Genomic DNA, 14694 nt, shown 5'->3' on the forward strand with positions numbered 1-14694 from the left:
GGCTGTGCGGGACCGTCGCACCGTTGTAGCACGACGGCCCGCAGCGCGCTGCACATCAGCCGGTCGTGCAGGTGCTCCCGTTCAACGAGAACGCCCCCGGCGCCGAGTTCACCCCGCTGTACGTCCCGTTGAACCCGATGCTCACCGACCCGTTGGGCGCCAACGTCCGGTTCCAGGCGAGGTTCACCGCCGTGACCGCCGCACCGGACTGCGCGAACGTGGCGCCCCACCCCGGCAGCGTCAGCCGCTGCCCGTCCGCGTAGCTGAACGCCAGCGTCCAGCCGTCGACCGGGGCGGCACCGGTGTTGGTGATGGTCACACCCGCCGTGAACCCGTTGCCACCGCCCCAGTTGTAACCCGAGTACGCGACCTTGCAGCTCGCCGAACCCGCGCCCGTCGTCACCGACACGACCGGGGAGTCGGCGGAGACGTTGCCGGTCGTGTCCTTGGCGCGCACGCGGTACCGGTACGTGGTCGAGGCGGTCAGACCGGTGTCGGTGTAGGTGGCCGACGGGACCGAACCGACCAGGGCGAACGCAGCCGGGCCCAGGGCGCGGTAGACGTCGTAGCCGGTGACGCCGACGTTGTCGGTCGAGGCGGGCCAGGTCAGCGTCAGGCCAGTGGAGGTCACGTTCGACGCGACCGGGGCGCCCGGAGCGGACGGCGGGACGGGGTCCACCGCGCCGCCGAAGATCGTGGCCTCCTTCGCGGTCTGGCGGATTCCGTTGGCGCCGTTGAGGAAGCGCTCGCCCCACGGGGTCAGTGCGGCCGGGTCGAAGGAGGTGGTCATGTCCAGGTAGGCGACGTCGCTGCCGTTGCCGCTCCACGACCAGCCGAGGTAACCGAGACCGCGGGCCTGCGCCTGGGCCATGATGGTGTCCTCGTCGGGGTCGCCGTCGCTGTGGTCGAAGCCGAACTCGCCCACCACGAGCGGCAGGCCCGCGGTCTGGAACGCGTCGAAGTAGGCGTTGATCTCGGCCGCGGTGTCGTAGACGCCGTACATGTGGATGGAGAACACGGTGTTGCGCAACGGGTCGGCGGCGAACACCGCTGCCGCGCCGTCCCGCATGACGTTCTGCCAGTCCTGGCCCCACATCGGGGCGTCCGCCATGATCAGGTGATGCAGGCCGGCGCCGCGCAGGCGGGTGACCGCGCTGCTCGTCGCCGTGGCCCACGTGGCGCTGACCTGGGCGTTGTTGCCGAACGGCTCGTTGCCCAGGTTGATGACGACGTAGTTCTCCTGGCCCTTCAGGGCGTCCGCGACGCCGAGCCAGTAGGTGGCGGCCTGGTCGAGGCTCGCGGCACCGCTCTGCTCGCCGTAGCCGGTGGTGTCGTGGACCTCCAGGACGCAGATCATCCTGTTCTGCTTGCACAGCGCGATGACGGACGACACCTCGGCGGCCGGGGTCGGGCCCCACCGCTGGCCGCTGCCGAGCACGACGCGGACGGTGTTGGTGCCGAAGGACTTCATGTCCGCGAACGCCCTGGTCCGGTTCGGGTACCAGACGTGGGCGTGGTTGACGCCGCGCATCACGAACGGGGTGCCGTTCGCCTCGACGACGCGGGTGCCCTCGACGTGCAGGCCGGGCGCGGCCGGGGGTTGCGTCCCGAGAGCGGCCACCACGGCCGGGTACCAGCGGCTCTCGATCTTCTGGATGCCGGTGGTGGTGTTGGGGTGGACGCCGTCGGTGGTGTCGGTGGCGGTGCTGAAACCGGTCCACTGGTCGACGACCGTGATCGGTGAGGCCGTCGTGCTGTTCGCCCTCGCCCAGGCCGGGATGGCGGCGTTGAGGTCGGCCACGCGCTGGCCGCAGGCCGGGCAGCCGGAGGGGTTCATCGGGATGAGCTGGGCCACGACCAGCTTCACCGCCGGGTTGGCGGCGCGCATCTGGCCGAGCATGGTGGTGTAGGCGTTGAGGATGGTCTGCGCCGGGATGTTGTTCCACACGTCGTTCGTGCCGAGGTGCATCAGCATGACGTCCGGCCGTGCGGTGGCCAGCCAGCCGGGGAGCTGGTTGTCCCGCACGATGTTCGTGGCGAGGATGCCACCGTGGCCCTCGTTCTCGCCGTCATAGGGGAAACCGCAGCCCGGCGCCGGGAGCGAGCCGACGAAGTCGACGCCCGTGTGACCGGTGTCCTGCAGGTGCTTCCACAGCAGCGCACGCCAGCAGCCGGGTGAGCCGGTGATCGAGTCGCCGAGGGCCATGATCCGAACGGGTGCGGCGGCGCCGGCGGGCGTGGGAGCGACGACCGCGCAGGCCGCCAGCACCAGGACGGCCACCACCGCTCGGAGGAGTCTGCGGGCCACCACGACCTCCTGAGGTGTTCGACAGGGGAGGACATCTTCTGGGAGCGCTCCCGGAGTGGGACTGTAACCACGGCGGATCAAGCGACCACACCGCCGACTGGCCCCACCGGGACGCGCAACACCGGTCGATGGCCGTTCGACCCGTTCGACACCTGCTCCGTCGAACGGCGCACCCGAATCGACGATCAAGTCTGGAAAACGCTTTCCATGTTGCTGCACAACACTTCTCACCCTTGCGCGCGCCAGTACGCCGGGCCATCCTGACCGCTGTGGACCCGCGACGAAGCGTGCTGCTCCCGGTGGTGGTCACCGCCGTCCTGGCCGGACGGGAGCTGCGGCAGGAGGTCGTCCACGGCGGTGCGACGCTCGACGACGACGGGTCGCTCGCGTGCAGCTCGACCGGCGTGCTGCCACCGGGCAGCGCCGTCACCGGAGCAGCGGTCCGGGTCGGGCACGGTGACGCCCTGCACGTCACCGACATCGACCCGAACCGCCCCGGTCTTGAGGTCTTCATGGTCCACAAGGGCACACCTTCGCTCGTGGCCGACGTCCTCGGCGTCTGGCGCGAGGAGCTCGTCCGGGGCTTCCACCTGGCCTCGGACACGGACTGGTCGCGCGTTCCCCTGCCTTCGCGCGGAAAGGTCGCACCATGATCAGGACCCTGCTCGTCGCGGTGGCGGTGCTCGCGGGCACCGCCGTCGCGGCACCGGCGGCCACGGCGGCCGTCACGAGCCCGCCCACCGATCCGAACGCCCGCTACACCGGCCGCTGGAACACGAGCTCGGCCGGCGCCTACGTGTCCGAGTGGGCGGGTGCGCACGTCGTCATCGGGTTCACCGGACGGACGGTGAAGCTCCGGCAGCGCGGCACGATCGACTTCTTCGCCAGCATCGACGGCGGCCCCGACGTGTCGTACGTGAACCGAAGCGGGACGGTCGACCTCACGCCTGCCCCACTGGCCACCGGCAACCACACCCTGCGCGTGTCCTACCGCCCGATCGCAGGCTCCTACAAGGGCGACGCGGTGTACCAGGGCATCGAGATCGACACCGGCGCGCGGACGTTCGCGCCCGCCGTGCCCGCGAAGACCATCGAGTTCGTCGGCGACTCGATCACCGTCGGCCAGCAGTCGTCCAAGCAGGCGCTGACCGCGTACGGCTGGCTGACCGGCGAGCGGCTGAAGGCCGGCCACACGCAGATCGCGGTCGGCGGCGCGTGCCTGCACCCGGCGGCGGACGGGTGCCTGAGCATGCGCGAGGGCTTCCTGCGCACCGGCCTCGCCCTGAACGCCCCGGCGTGGAACTTCGGCCGTTACCGGGCGGACGCGGTCGTGATCAACCTCGGCACCAACGACGTCGGGCACAGCGTCACCAAAGAGCAGTTCCGCGCCTCCTACGTGACGCTGCTGCGGCGGGTGCGGGAGAAGTACCCGACCGCGGCGGTCTTCGCGCTGGGCACGTTCCGCAAGCGGTACCTGCCGGAGACGCAGGCGGCCGTGCAGGAGGTCGTCAACGGCGGTGACGGCCGCGTCTGGTTCGTCGACACCACCGGCTGGATCGTCGAGGCCACCGACACGACCGACAACGTGCACCCCAACGACCAGGGGCACCGCAAGATCGCCGACCGCCTGGCGCCGATCGTCGCCGCGAAGTTCTGAGGGAGCCGGTCCATGCCGCGCACAGCACTCCGGCTCGTCCTGCTCGTGACCGCGCTCGTCGCGGCGGCCGCCGTCGTCCCCGCCGCCTCGGCGGCCGGTCCGGTGCCGCATTACCTGATGACGGCGTTCACCAACAGCAGCGAGTCGAACATGTACGTCTACGACTCGGCCAACGCCACCGGCTTCACCCAGGTCAGGGCGAACGCCTACACACCGCCGTCGGGCCTGATCCGCGATCCCAGCGTCATCCGGCACACCGACGGCTACTACTACCTCGTCTACACCACGAACTGGACCGGTGACACGATCGGTTTCGCCCGCAGTGCCGACTACGTGACGTGGACGTTCCTGCGCAACGTCCGGGTAGGCCTCAACGGCGCCACCGGCAGCACCTGGGCACCGGAGTGGTTCAAGGACTCCGACGGCAGCGTCCACGTCGTCTTCTCCGCGTCCACGACGGGAACGGCCGGGCAGTTCCGCCCGTACCGGATCACCGCGGCGAACGCGGACCTGTCGGCGTGGACGAGCCCGGTCGCGCTGGGCATCCCGGCCAACTACATCGACAGCTTCCTGGTCAAGGTCGGCGGCACCTACCACAACTTCCTCAAGAACGAGACGACCAAGTACGTCGAGCACGCCACGGCCACGTCGCTGACCGGGCCGTGGACGTTCGTCGGCACCGGGAACTGGGCGGGCTGGGGCTCCGGGCTGGAGGGACCCGCTCTGGTGCGGCTGCCCGACGGCCGCTGGCGGATCTACTTCGACCAGTACGGCCAGCGGCGCTACTTCTACGCCGACAGCGGCAACCTCACGACGTTCGGCGCCAAGACCGAGCTGGCGGGGCTGTCCGGTACCGCACGGCACTTCACGGTCCTGCGTGAGGACTCCGGCGACGGCACGGCCATCGCCACAGGCGCCCGCTCGTTCCGCTCGGTGAACTTTCCCGACCGGTACGTCCGCCACCGCGACAACCTCGCGTACGTGGACCCGGTGAGCTCGTCCAGCCCGCTCTCCACGCGTCAGGACGCGACGTTCACGGTCGTGGCGGGCCTGGCCAACGCGAACTGCCACTCGCTGCGCTCGGTGAACTTCCCCGACCGCTACCTGCGGCACCACGACTTCAAGGCACGGCTGGACACCAACACCGGTGACGCCACGTTCGCCCGTGACGCCACGTTCTGCGCCCGCACCGGACTCGCCGGCACCGGCACGTCACTGGAGTCCTACTCCCACCCCGGCCGCTACCTGCGCCACTACAACTACGAACTGCGCGTGGACTGGCGCACCTCCGACTCGGCGTTCGCCGGTGACGCGTCGTTCACCGCCGCTGCCCCACTGGCCTGAAAGGACAGCCGATGAGGACGGTCTTCCTCCGCCTGGCGGTGCTGGTGCTCGCGGTCGTCACCTGCGTGGCCGGGATGCCGGTGCCGCAGGCCGGTGCGGCGCCTGCGGTGCGCTACACCAACCCGATCGCCGAGAAGCGGGCCGACCCGCACGTCTTCAAGCACACCGACGGCTTCTACTACTTCACCGCGACCGTCCCGGAGTACGACCGGATCGTCCTGCGCCGCGCGACGACGATCCAGGGCCTGGCCACGGCGGCGGAGACGGTGATCTGGCGCAAGCACTCCAGCGGTGAGATGGGCGCCCACATCTGGGCACCGGAGATCCACTTCATCAACGGCAGGTGGTACGTCTACTTCGCCGCCGGGCGCACCGACGACGTCTGGCGCATCCGCATGTACGTGCTGGAGAGCTCGGCTGCCAACCCGCTGACCGGGCCGTGGACCGAACGCGGCCGGATCACCACGCCGTGGGACACCTTCTCGCTGGACGCCTCGACGTTCGTGCACAACGGCGTGCGGTACCTGACCTGGGCGCAGCAGGAACCGGGCATCGCCACCAACTCGAACCTCTACCTGGCCCGCATGGGCGCGAACCCGTGGACCATCACCGGGACGGTGACGCGGCTGACCGTGCCGGCGCTGGCGTGGGAGACCCGCGGGTACAAGGTCGCAGAGGGGCCGTCGGTCCTGCAGCGCAACGGGCGGCTCTTCCTGACCTACTCGGCCAGTGCCACCGACGCGAACTACTGCCTCGGGCTGCTGACCGCCTCCGCGTCGGCCGACCCGCTCAACGCGGCGTCGTGGACGAAGAGCGCCGACCCGGTGTTCACCAGCAACGCGGCGACCGGCCAGTACGGTCCCGGCCACAACTCGTTCACCGTCTCCGAGGACGGTGCCAGCGACGTCCTCGTCTACCACGACCGCAACTACCGCGACATCAGCGGCGACCCGCTCAACGACCCGAACCGCCGCACCCGCGTGCAGAAGGTCCACTACCGCTCCGACGGCACCCCGGACTTCGGCATTCCGGTGCCCGACGGCCCGACGCCGGTGCGGCTGCGGTCCTACGCCGCCGCCGACCGCTTCGTGCGGCACTGGGAGTACCGCGCCCGGCTGGAGGCGAACGTGTCGCCGCTGGCCGACTCGCAGTTCCGGGTCGTCACCGGGCTGACCGGGTCCGGCACCGTGTCGCTCGAGTCGACCAACTTCCCCGGCTACTACCTGCGCCACCGCAACAACGAGCTGTGGGTGGACCGCAGCGACGGCAGCACCCTGTTCCGCAACGACGCGAGCTTCACCCAGCGCGCGGGACTCGCCGCGAGCTCGGCGGTGTCGTTCGAGTCGGTCAACTTCCCCGGCCTCTACGTGCGCGTCAACGGCGGTCTGCTCTTCCTGCAGGCGGTCACCGACGCGCAGGGCCGTTCCGATGCGACGTTCGTGCTGGAGTGATCCGCGATGACGAGGAAGATCGCACTGGTCGCGGCGGTGGTGCTGGCCACCGCCGTCGGGACGGCACCACCCGCCTCTGCCTATCCCCTGCCGGGCCGCGTCACGGGTGACACCGGCGTGCACGACCCGAGCGCGGTCCGGCGCGCCGACGGCAGCTACCTGGTGGCGCACACCGGGAGGGACATCGCGCTCCGGACCTCCACCGACCGGGTCGCGTTCCGCTCCGCCGGGTCGGCGTTCCCGAGCGGCGCGTCCTGGACCACCCCGTACACCGGCGGCGACCGCACCCTCTGGGCACCGGACCTGTCGTTCCGCAACGGCCAGTACTGGCTGTACTACTCCGCCTCGACGTTCGGCTCGAACCGGTCGGCGATCTTCCTCGCCACCAGCCCCAGCGGGAACGCCGGCACCTGGACCCACCGCGGTCTCGTCGTCGAGTCGCGGACCTCCGACGACTTCAACGCCATCGACCCCGACCTCGTCGTGGACGACCAGGGCCGCTGGTGGCTGAGCTTCGGCTCGTTCTGGTCCGGGATCAAGATGGTCGCGCTGAACCCGTCCACGGGCCTGCGGGCCGACTCCACGATCCGGTCCCTCGCCGGGCGCAACGGCGGCCCGATCGAGGCGCCGAACATCGTCAAACGGGACTCGTACTACTACCTGTTCGTCTCGTTCGACTACTGCTGCCGGGGCGCTTCGAGCACCTACCGCGTCATGGTCGGCCGATCGACGAGCGTCACCGGTCCCTACGTCGACCGCAACGGCACCGCCCTGACCTCGGGCGGCGGCACGGAGGTCCTGGCGGGGCAGGGCAGCGTGCACGGGCCCGGCCACCAGGACGTCCTCAGCGACGTCGACGGCGACCTGCTCGTCTACCACTACTACACCGACTCCGGCGCGTCCCGGCTCGGCGTCAACCTGCTGGCCCTCGACTCCGCGGGCTGGCCGTACCTGCGGTGAGGGGTGCCCGCGCAGCGCGGGTCACCGGTACGGCGACCGGCCCGCTGCCGGGTCGTGCACGTCGAGGCGGCCGCACATGCCGAACCGCTGCGGTTCCTCCCCGCGCACCACGTGGACGTCCGCGTCGGCGAGGTGCCCGGTGTCCCCGGCGCGCAGGCGCTCCAGGTGCTCGCCGGTCAGCTGAGTGGCCGCGAGCGCCCCGGCCCGCCACCGCTGTTCCCAGTCGTCCAGCGACTCCCGCTTCAACGTGAGCGCGGCCGCGTAGAACGCCTCGATCGCCGCGGTGTCGCCCGCCTCCAGGCGTTCCCGCAGCTCCAGGAACCCCTCGACGGCCAGGTCGCGGCGCCGGCGGGCGGCGGGCTCGGAGGCGGCGTAGGCGTGCCCGGGTTGCGCGAGGGACGCGGCGGTCGCGTAGCGCTCGGGGTCCGCCAGCACCTCGGGCGGGAACGTGAACACCGCGTCACCGGCCTCGGGCAGGCCGCTGTTCTGCATCACGACGACGATGTGCAGGTCGTCGTCGTTGACCAGCCGGTGGACCGTGCCGGGCGTGAACCACGCGACCGTGCCGGTGCGCAGCGGGGTCTCGGCGAACCCGCGCCGGGTGAGGGTCTGCACCCGGCCCTGCCCGCCGACCACGTAGTAGCACTCCGCGCAGGTGAGGTGCACGTGCGGCGACCCGCCGCACACCCCGTCCGCGGTCGGCCAGTCGTACACCCGCAGACCGGACAGGCCGATCCCACCGGGGAACGGGGTCACCACGCGTGCTCCTCCACGTAGGACTCCAGGCGCCCGCGGTCCCAGCCGCCGGTCGCGACGACCAGCCGGTGGCGCAGGTGCAGCGACTCACCAGGTGGCACCTCGACGGTGTCGAAGAAGGCGAACGACGGGTTGACCGCCGCGAACGGTGTGCTGCGCACGAACCAGTGGGTGTTCTTGTTGTCCGGGTGGTCGATGAACAGCAGTGTCGAGGACCGGTCCACCTCGTCGTGCTGTCCGACGAACGCCAGCCACGCGGCCTTCTCGCCCATCAGCTCCTGCCCGCTGCCGCCGCCGGCCGCGAGGACCTCGCCGCCGGTGAACGAACGCGGACCGCGCCAGAAGAACCCGGTGTAGCCCGCGAGCTCGCGGCCGTTGGTGGTCGGGCTGCCGAACGACAACGGCTCCGAGCGCGCGTTCGTCAGCGTGGTGGCGAACTCCAGCGTCCACGCCTCGTCCTCGACGTCGCGCACGGTGAGCCGGCGTTCCTCGTCGACCCAGTGCTGCCCGGCCTCGGTGACCCAGGAGAGCCGTTCGCCGATGGTCAGCTCGCCCTCGGCCTCGGCGGTGCTGAACTCCTCGTGCCGCATGCTGCCCACGTTCGGCAGCACCACGTACCCCTCGTCGCGCACGTAGGTGACGCCGCCCCAGAAGTTCTGCCCGGACACGTCGGTCGCGGTCATCTGCACGCCCTTGTGCCAGCGGTGGTCGTGCGGCCGGAACGCCGTCACGACGTCACCGGCCAGCGTGCGCACGGGGTGCAGGTAGGGCTTGGGCCCCTCGAACGCCGGGGTCGTCGGCCGGTGCACGTACCGGAACAGCTCGGCCGCGCCTGCCGACACGACGAGCACCTCGTCGTCCTGGCGCGTGATCACCGGTTGGTCGCCCACGGGGCACCGCTCCCTTCCATGCTGGTGTAGAACGGGTCGCCCGGCCCGATCCGGCCGGCCTGCACGACGGCGCCGGTGAACGCCGAGGCGTACAGCGCCGCGATGAACTCCATGGTGTCCCTGGTGTCGGCGAGGGTGACCGGGGGCGGTTCGCCGCCGTCCAGGGCGTCGAGGACCGCCGCCAGCTGGCCCCGGTGACCGCTGACCTCGTCCGACCGCTGCTCCTGCTGCCAGCGGGCGAGGACGTCGTCGTGGCCGGGCGCCGGGGTGACCGTCCAGTGCGCGTCGCTGTAGCCGTAGAGGTGCTCGACCTCGACCGTGGCGCGTTCGAAGTCGAACCGCAGCTGTGAGGTCTCCCTGGGTGAGAGCAGCGAGTTCACCACTGAGGCGACCGTCCCGTCGGCGAAGGTCACCAGCGCCATCGAGACGTCCTCGGTCTGCACGTCCCTGGCCTGCCTGGCCGCGACGGCCCGCACCTCCCGCCACGGTCCCAGCACCGACAGCAGCAGGTCGAACTGGTGGATGCCGTGCCCCATCGTCGGACCGCCGCCCTCGCTGTCCCACGAACCGCGCCACGGCACGGCGAAGTAGGCGTCGTCGCGGTACCAGAGGGTGTCGCACTTCGCGACCAGCGACCGGCCCAGCACCCCCTCGGCGGCCAGGCGCCGCAGCCGCACCGCCGCCGGGCCGAACCGGTGCTGGAAGACCGTCGCGACCCGGCCGGTCGAGCTCCGCTCGGCGACGACGAGCGCGTCGACCTCGGCCAGCGACAACGCCGGTGGCTTCTCGACGAGCACCGTCGCGTTCGCGGCCAGGCATTCGAGCGCCAGCGGCACGTGGTGACGGGGCGGGGTGCAGATGTGCACGACGTCCGGCTCCTCCTCCGCCAGCAGCGCGGTGAGCCCGGGGTGCACCCGCGGCACACCCCACCGCTCGGCGAACGCGGCGGCGCGGCCGGCGTCCACGTCGGCGACCGAGACGAGCTCGACCCGGTCACCGCAGGCCCGCACCGCCTCCGCGTGGGCGGCCGCAATTGCACCCGTTCCGACGATGGCGGCGCGCCTCACCGGGCCGCGTCCACTTCCGCCTGGACCTCCCTGATGAACGACGTGGCCGCCGCATCGGGGGTGGTCCGGCCGAACAGCACGTCCTCGGTGTGCCGCTTGAGGATCGCGTCGACCGTGCTGGCGCCGTTCGGCGTGATCCTGGGCGGGTCGCTGACCGGCACGGTGTCCAGGTACTCCTTGGCCGCCTTGTCGGTCTCCTTCAGCTGGCCGGCGATGACGTCGCGGATCTTCTGGTTGGCGGGCACACCGCGTTCGGTCAGCATGATCTTCGCCGCCTCCTCGTCGTTGGCGAGGAAGCTCACGAACGCCGCCGCCTCCGCGGGGTGCTTCGACCGCGACGACACCGACCAGAACATCGACGGCTTGTAGTACGCGCCGGGTGCCTTGCCCTGCGTCTCCCCCGGCAGCCGCAGCAACTTCAGCCTGGCGCCGCTGGCAGCGGTCAGCGCGGTCAGCTGGGTGTTCCACCACAGGCCGAACGCGGCGGTGCGGGTCGCGGTGGCGGACTGGTTGAGTCCCGCGGAGGCCTTCTCGATCGTCACCGACGGCGGTGCCGCGACGCCGGACTTCGCGAGGTCGGCGATGTACTGCCAGTACTCGCGGGCGATCTCCTGCGGCAGCACGACCTTGCCCTCGGCGTCGAACATGGCCTTGCCCTGCTGGCGCGCCCGGATGCTCAGCCCGGCGGTGTCGTTGATGCCCGGCGACTGCACGCCGAACACCTGCCCGCCACCGGCCTCGGACACCTGCTCGCCGATCCGCTTCAGGTCGTCCCACGACCACTTCGTGTCGTCGGGCACCGGGATGCCGTACTGCGCGAGCAGGTCGAGGTTCACCATGACCGAGTACATGCCGAGGCCGACGGGCAGCCCGTACTGCTTGCCGCCGATCGCGCCGGTGGCGAGCGCCTTCTGGTCGAAGTCCGCGGTGTCGAGGTGCTTCTTCGCCTCGGTGAGGTCGAGCAACGCGCCGCGCTCGGCATAGGACGCGATGTACAGCTCGTCCATCTGCATGACGTCGGGCGCGTCGTTGGCCGCCATCGTGGTGGCGAGGCTGTCCCAGTAGCCGTTCCACTCCTTGAACTCGCCCTTGATGGTGATGTTCCGGTGCTGCTCCTGGAACAGCTCGATGATCCGCTGGGTCCTCTTGTGCCGGTCGTCGCCGCCCCACCAGGTGAAGCGCAGCGTCACCGGCTCCGCGGTCAGGTCGCCACCGGCGTCGGAACCGGCCCCGCACGCGACGAGCAGCGACGCGGTCAGGGACAGCAGGGTGGCCCACGCGACCCTGCGGCGAGCACCTCTTGGCATGAGCTGTCCTTTCGGCTACTTGCCCCCGGTCGTGGCGATCCCCTTGACGAGGTACCGCTGGCCGACGAGGAAGGCGAGGAAGATCGGGACGAGCGACACGACGCTCATGGCGAACTGCGCGCCCCACGACGTCGCGACCGTGGAGTCCACGAACGACCGCAGGGCGACCGGGACCGTGTACATGTCCGGGTCGGTGAGGTAGATCAGCTGGCCGAAGAAGTCGTTCCAGGTCCAGATGAACGTGAAGATCGCGGTGGTCGCGAGCGCGGGCGTCATGAGCGGCAGGATGATCCGCAGGAAGATCCGCGGGTGGCCGCAGCCGTCGATGCGCGCGGCCTCGTCCAGCTCGCGCGGCAGGCCGCGGATGAACTGCACCATGAGGAACACGAAGAACGCGTCGGTGGCGAGGACCTTCGGCACGATCAGCGGCAGGAACGTGTTGACCCAGCCGATGTTCGAGAACAGCACGTACTGCGGCACGATGATGACGTGGATCGGCAGCATGATCGTGCCGAGCATGATGCCGAACCACCAGCGCTTCCCGCTGAAGTGCAGCCGGGCGAACGCGTAGGCCGCCATCGAGCACGACACCAGGTTGCCGAGGATGCAGCCCAGCACCAGGACCGACGAGTTGACCAGGTACGTCCCGAACGACGGTGTGAGGGCGGTCCACCCCTCGGTGTAGTTCTCCGTCCGCAGGCCGTCGAGGACCAGCCCGGGGCTGCGGAAGATCTCGTCGTCGGGCCGCAGCGAGCTCACGACCATCCACAGCACCGGGTACAGCATCACGAAGCCGGCCAGTACCAGGCCGGTGTGCTTGGCGAGGGAGGACAACCGGCTAGTCGTCATAGAAGACCCAGTACCTCGCCGCCCAGAAGTTGATCGCGGTGAACGCCGCGATGATCAGCAGCAGGAACCACGCCAGCGCGGACGCGTAGCCCATGTCGAACCGGCTGAAACCCTGCTGGTACAGGTAGAGCGTGTAGAACATCGTCGAGTCCGACGGGCCGCCGGTGCCGCCGGAGACGACGAACGCCTGCGTGAACGACTGGAAGGCGTGGATGATCTGCAGCACCAGGTTGAAGAACAGGATCGGCGACAGCAGCGGCAGCGTGATGTGCCAGAACCGCGACCAGCGGCCGGCACCGTCGATCGCGGCCGCCTCGTGGTAGACGGCCGGGATCTGCCGCAGCCCGGCGAGGAAGATGACCATCGGTGACCCGAACGTCCACACGTTCAGCACGATGAGCGTCGACAGGGCGGTGTCGGGGTCGGAGATCCAGCCCCCGCCCTCGACGCCGAAGAGGCCGAGCACGCGGTTCACCAGGCCGTCGGTGCCGAACACCTGCGTCCACAGCACGGCGATCGCCACGCTGGAGCCCAGCAGCGAGGGCAGGTAGAACGCCGAGCGGTACAGGGCGAGCCCGCGCAGCCCGCGGTCCAGCAGCAGTGCGACGGCGAGCGCGCAGGCCAGCTGGAGCGGCACGGACACGAGCACGTAGGTGAACGTCACCCGCAGGGCGTTGTGCAGCCGTTCGTCGGTGAGGATCCGCGCGAAGTTGTCCAGCCCGGTGAACCTGGGCGGCTGGATCAGGTTGTACTTCGTGAAGCCGAGCCCGAACGACGCGAGGACCGGGCCGATCGTGATGAACAGCAGTCCGGCGAACCAGGGTGCCAGGAACCAGAAGGCCGCCCTGTTGTCGCGCTTGCGCACCTGCGTGCCGTCGCGGCGCAGCCGGCGCAACTCGTCGAGAGCACTCATGGAGCCCCTGATCCGTTTGGAAAACGCTTTCCGGAGTTTGCATCGACGTCACCCGACCGTCAAGCAGCGGCGTCGAACGCCGTCGAAAGCTTCGTTGAACAGCGATTCGACCTGCGTTCGACCCGGTGTTCGACGGCGCGGTGCACAGTGGACCGACTGCGGCGCACCACCACCGGACGTCGAATCGACGATTCGCGGAAAGCGCTTTCCGTGCAGCGTGACCACGGGCTACGCTCGGTTCACCCGCCGTTCCCGCCCGGCCGTCTCAGGCAGCCCCTGCCCGTCTGGAGACCACTGTGAGGACTCGTTTCCTGGCCCTGGCAGCACTCGTCGTGCTGCCGTTGTGCGCGGCGGCCACGCCGGCCGTCGCGGAGGAACCCGGCTGCTCCCCGGCGAGCACGGCGCCGGCCGGTGCGGCCGCGGTGAAGGTGTGGCTGGCGGGTGACTCGACGATGGCCGACCCGAAGGCGAGCTGCCCGGTCGGCTGGGGCAGCCAGTTCGGTGCGCTGTTCACCTCCGACGTGACCGTGGTGAACAGCGCGGTGGCCGGTCGCAGCGTCCAGACCTGGCTCTACGAGTCGAACGTGCAGAACGCCAAGGACGCGGCGGGCGAGTGCGTGGTGAGCCCGCGGACCTTCCACCAGCGCTGGCAGGCCATGCTCGACCCGGCCACCGGGATGAAGGCGGGTGACTACCTCGTCGTCCAGTTCGGCATCAACGACGGCAGCCCCGACTGCCCCCGGCACGTGGGCAGCGCCCGCTACCGGGAGCTCCTCGCGCTGATGGCCAAGGCGGCGAAGGACCGCGGTGCCACGCCGATCTTCCTCACCCCGGTCTCCGCGATCCGGTGCAGTGGCAGCACCGCCGTCGCCACCCGCGGGTTCCTGACCGAGACCTTCGACGCGGGACGGACGAGCGGCGTCACCGTCGTCGACCTGCACCGGTTGAGCTACGCGCTTTACAACTCACTGCGGCTCTGCCCCAACGACGGTGACTACACCAGGGGCCCGGTCGGCGCGTTCTTCTGCAACGACCACACGCACTTCGAGGCCGCCGGGGCGAGGCAGATCGCCGGTGTCGTGGCCAAGGCGCTGCGCGACCAGCGCATCCCGCTGGCGAACTACCTGAGGTAACGGGTTCGCCGAGCCCGTAGTTTCCGCACACCGCCGCCGCCCCTCGTGGAAAGGACTTC

13 protein-coding genes are annotated in these 14694 nt (G+C 70.4%); 6 read left to right on the forward strand and 7 right to left on the reverse strand.

The features are described 5' to 3' along the window. Positions 1-55 precede the first annotated feature (55 nt). Complete coding sequence (locus tag AB0A63_RS01310; RefSeq protein ID WP_360383956.1) at positions 56-2308, reverse strand: cellulase family glycosylhydrolase; 2253 nt, start codon at positions 2306-2308, stop codon at positions 56-58. A 269-nt stretch (positions 2309-2577) separates the two neighbouring features. On the opposite strand from AB0A63_RS01310, the gene AB0A63_RS01315 reads away from it, so the two are divergent. From AB0A63_RS01315 to AB0A63_RS01335, 5 genes are read left to right on the forward strand one after another with little or no spacing between them, the layout of a single operon-like run. Next, positions 2578-2961, forward strand: coding sequence for a hypothetical protein (locus AB0A63_RS01315; protein WP_360383958.1), 384 nt, complete (start codon positions 2578-2580; stop codon positions 2959-2961). Next, entirely contained in the window at positions 2958-3965 is a 1008-nt protein-coding gene (locus tag AB0A63_RS01320; protein ID WP_360383961.1) for a GDSL-type esterase/lipase family protein, read from the forward strand. The genes AB0A63_RS01315 and AB0A63_RS01320 overlap by 4 nt, the downstream gene beginning before the upstream one ends. Positions 3966-3977: 12 nt before the next feature. Next, entirely contained in the window at positions 3978-5309 is a 1332-nt protein-coding gene (locus AB0A63_RS01325) for a glycoside hydrolase family 43 protein (protein WP_360383963.1), read from the forward strand. An 11-nt stretch (positions 5310-5320) separates the two neighbouring features. After that, positions 5321-6760, forward strand: coding sequence for a family 43 glycosylhydrolase (locus AB0A63_RS01330; protein WP_360383966.1), 1440 nt, complete (start codon positions 5321-5323; stop codon positions 6758-6760). Between the two features lie 6 nt (positions 6761-6766). Further along, complete coding sequence (locus AB0A63_RS01335) at positions 6767-7720, forward strand: arabinan endo-1,5-alpha-L-arabinosidase (RefSeq protein ID WP_360383968.1); 954 nt, start codon at positions 6767-6769, stop codon at positions 7718-7720. 21 nt (positions 7721-7741) lie between these two features. Here the strand turns inward: AB0A63_RS01335 and AB0A63_RS01340 are convergent, their stop codons facing one another. Genes AB0A63_RS01340 through AB0A63_RS01365 form a run of 6 tightly spaced genes read right to left on the reverse strand, consistent with a single transcriptional unit; the run spans position 7742 to position 13502 of the window. After that, the gene (locus tag AB0A63_RS01340) at positions 7742-8479 is read right to left on the reverse strand and encodes a cupin domain-containing protein (protein ID WP_360383970.1); all 738 of its coding nucleotides are present in this window, start codon (positions 8477-8479) and stop codon (positions 7742-7744) included. Further along, a complete protein-coding gene (locus tag AB0A63_RS01345; RefSeq protein ID WP_360383973.1) occupies positions 8473-9366 on the reverse strand; it encodes a PmoA family protein in 894 nt (297 codons plus the stop codon). Before AB0A63_RS01345 ends, AB0A63_RS01340 begins: the two co-directional genes overlap by 7 nt. Beyond that, complete coding sequence (locus tag AB0A63_RS01350; RefSeq protein WP_360383976.1) at positions 9348-10433, reverse strand: Gfo/Idh/MocA family oxidoreductase; 1086 nt, start codon at positions 10431-10433, stop codon at positions 9348-9350. Before AB0A63_RS01350 ends, AB0A63_RS01345 begins: the two co-directional genes overlap by 19 nt. Continuing rightward, on the reverse strand, positions 10430-11740 hold the full coding sequence (locus AB0A63_RS01355; protein WP_360383979.1) for an ABC transporter substrate-binding protein: 1311 nt from the start codon (positions 11738-11740) through the stop codon (positions 10430-10432). The genes AB0A63_RS01350 and AB0A63_RS01355 overlap by 4 nt, the downstream gene beginning before the upstream one ends. A gap of 15 nt (positions 11741-11755) precedes the next feature. After that, positions 11756-12589 carry a carbohydrate ABC transporter permease gene (locus tag AB0A63_RS01360; protein ID WP_360383982.1) on the reverse strand — a complete coding sequence of 278 codons (834 nt, stop codon included), beginning with the start codon at positions 12587-12589 and terminating at the stop codon, positions 11756-11758. After that, positions 12579-13502 carry a sugar ABC transporter permease gene (locus AB0A63_RS01365; RefSeq protein WP_360383985.1) on the reverse strand — a complete coding sequence of 308 codons (924 nt, stop codon included), beginning with the start codon at positions 13500-13502 and terminating at the stop codon, positions 12579-12581. Before AB0A63_RS01365 ends, AB0A63_RS01360 begins: the two co-directional genes overlap by 11 nt. A gap of 296 nt (positions 13503-13798) precedes the next feature. On the opposite strand from AB0A63_RS01365, the gene AB0A63_RS01370 reads away from it, so the two are divergent. Next, positions 13799-14635 (forward strand): SGNH/GDSL hydrolase family protein, encoded by an 837-nt coding sequence (locus tag AB0A63_RS01370; RefSeq protein WP_360383988.1) that lies wholly within the window; start codon positions 13799-13801, stop codon positions 14633-14635. Positions 14636-14694: the final 59 nt, after the last annotated feature.

The sequence above is a fragment of the Lentzea sp. NPDC042327 genome (assembly GCF_040647275.1).
Taxonomy (GTDB): domain Bacteria; phylum Actinomycetota; class Actinomycetes; order Mycobacteriales; family Pseudonocardiaceae; genus Lentzea.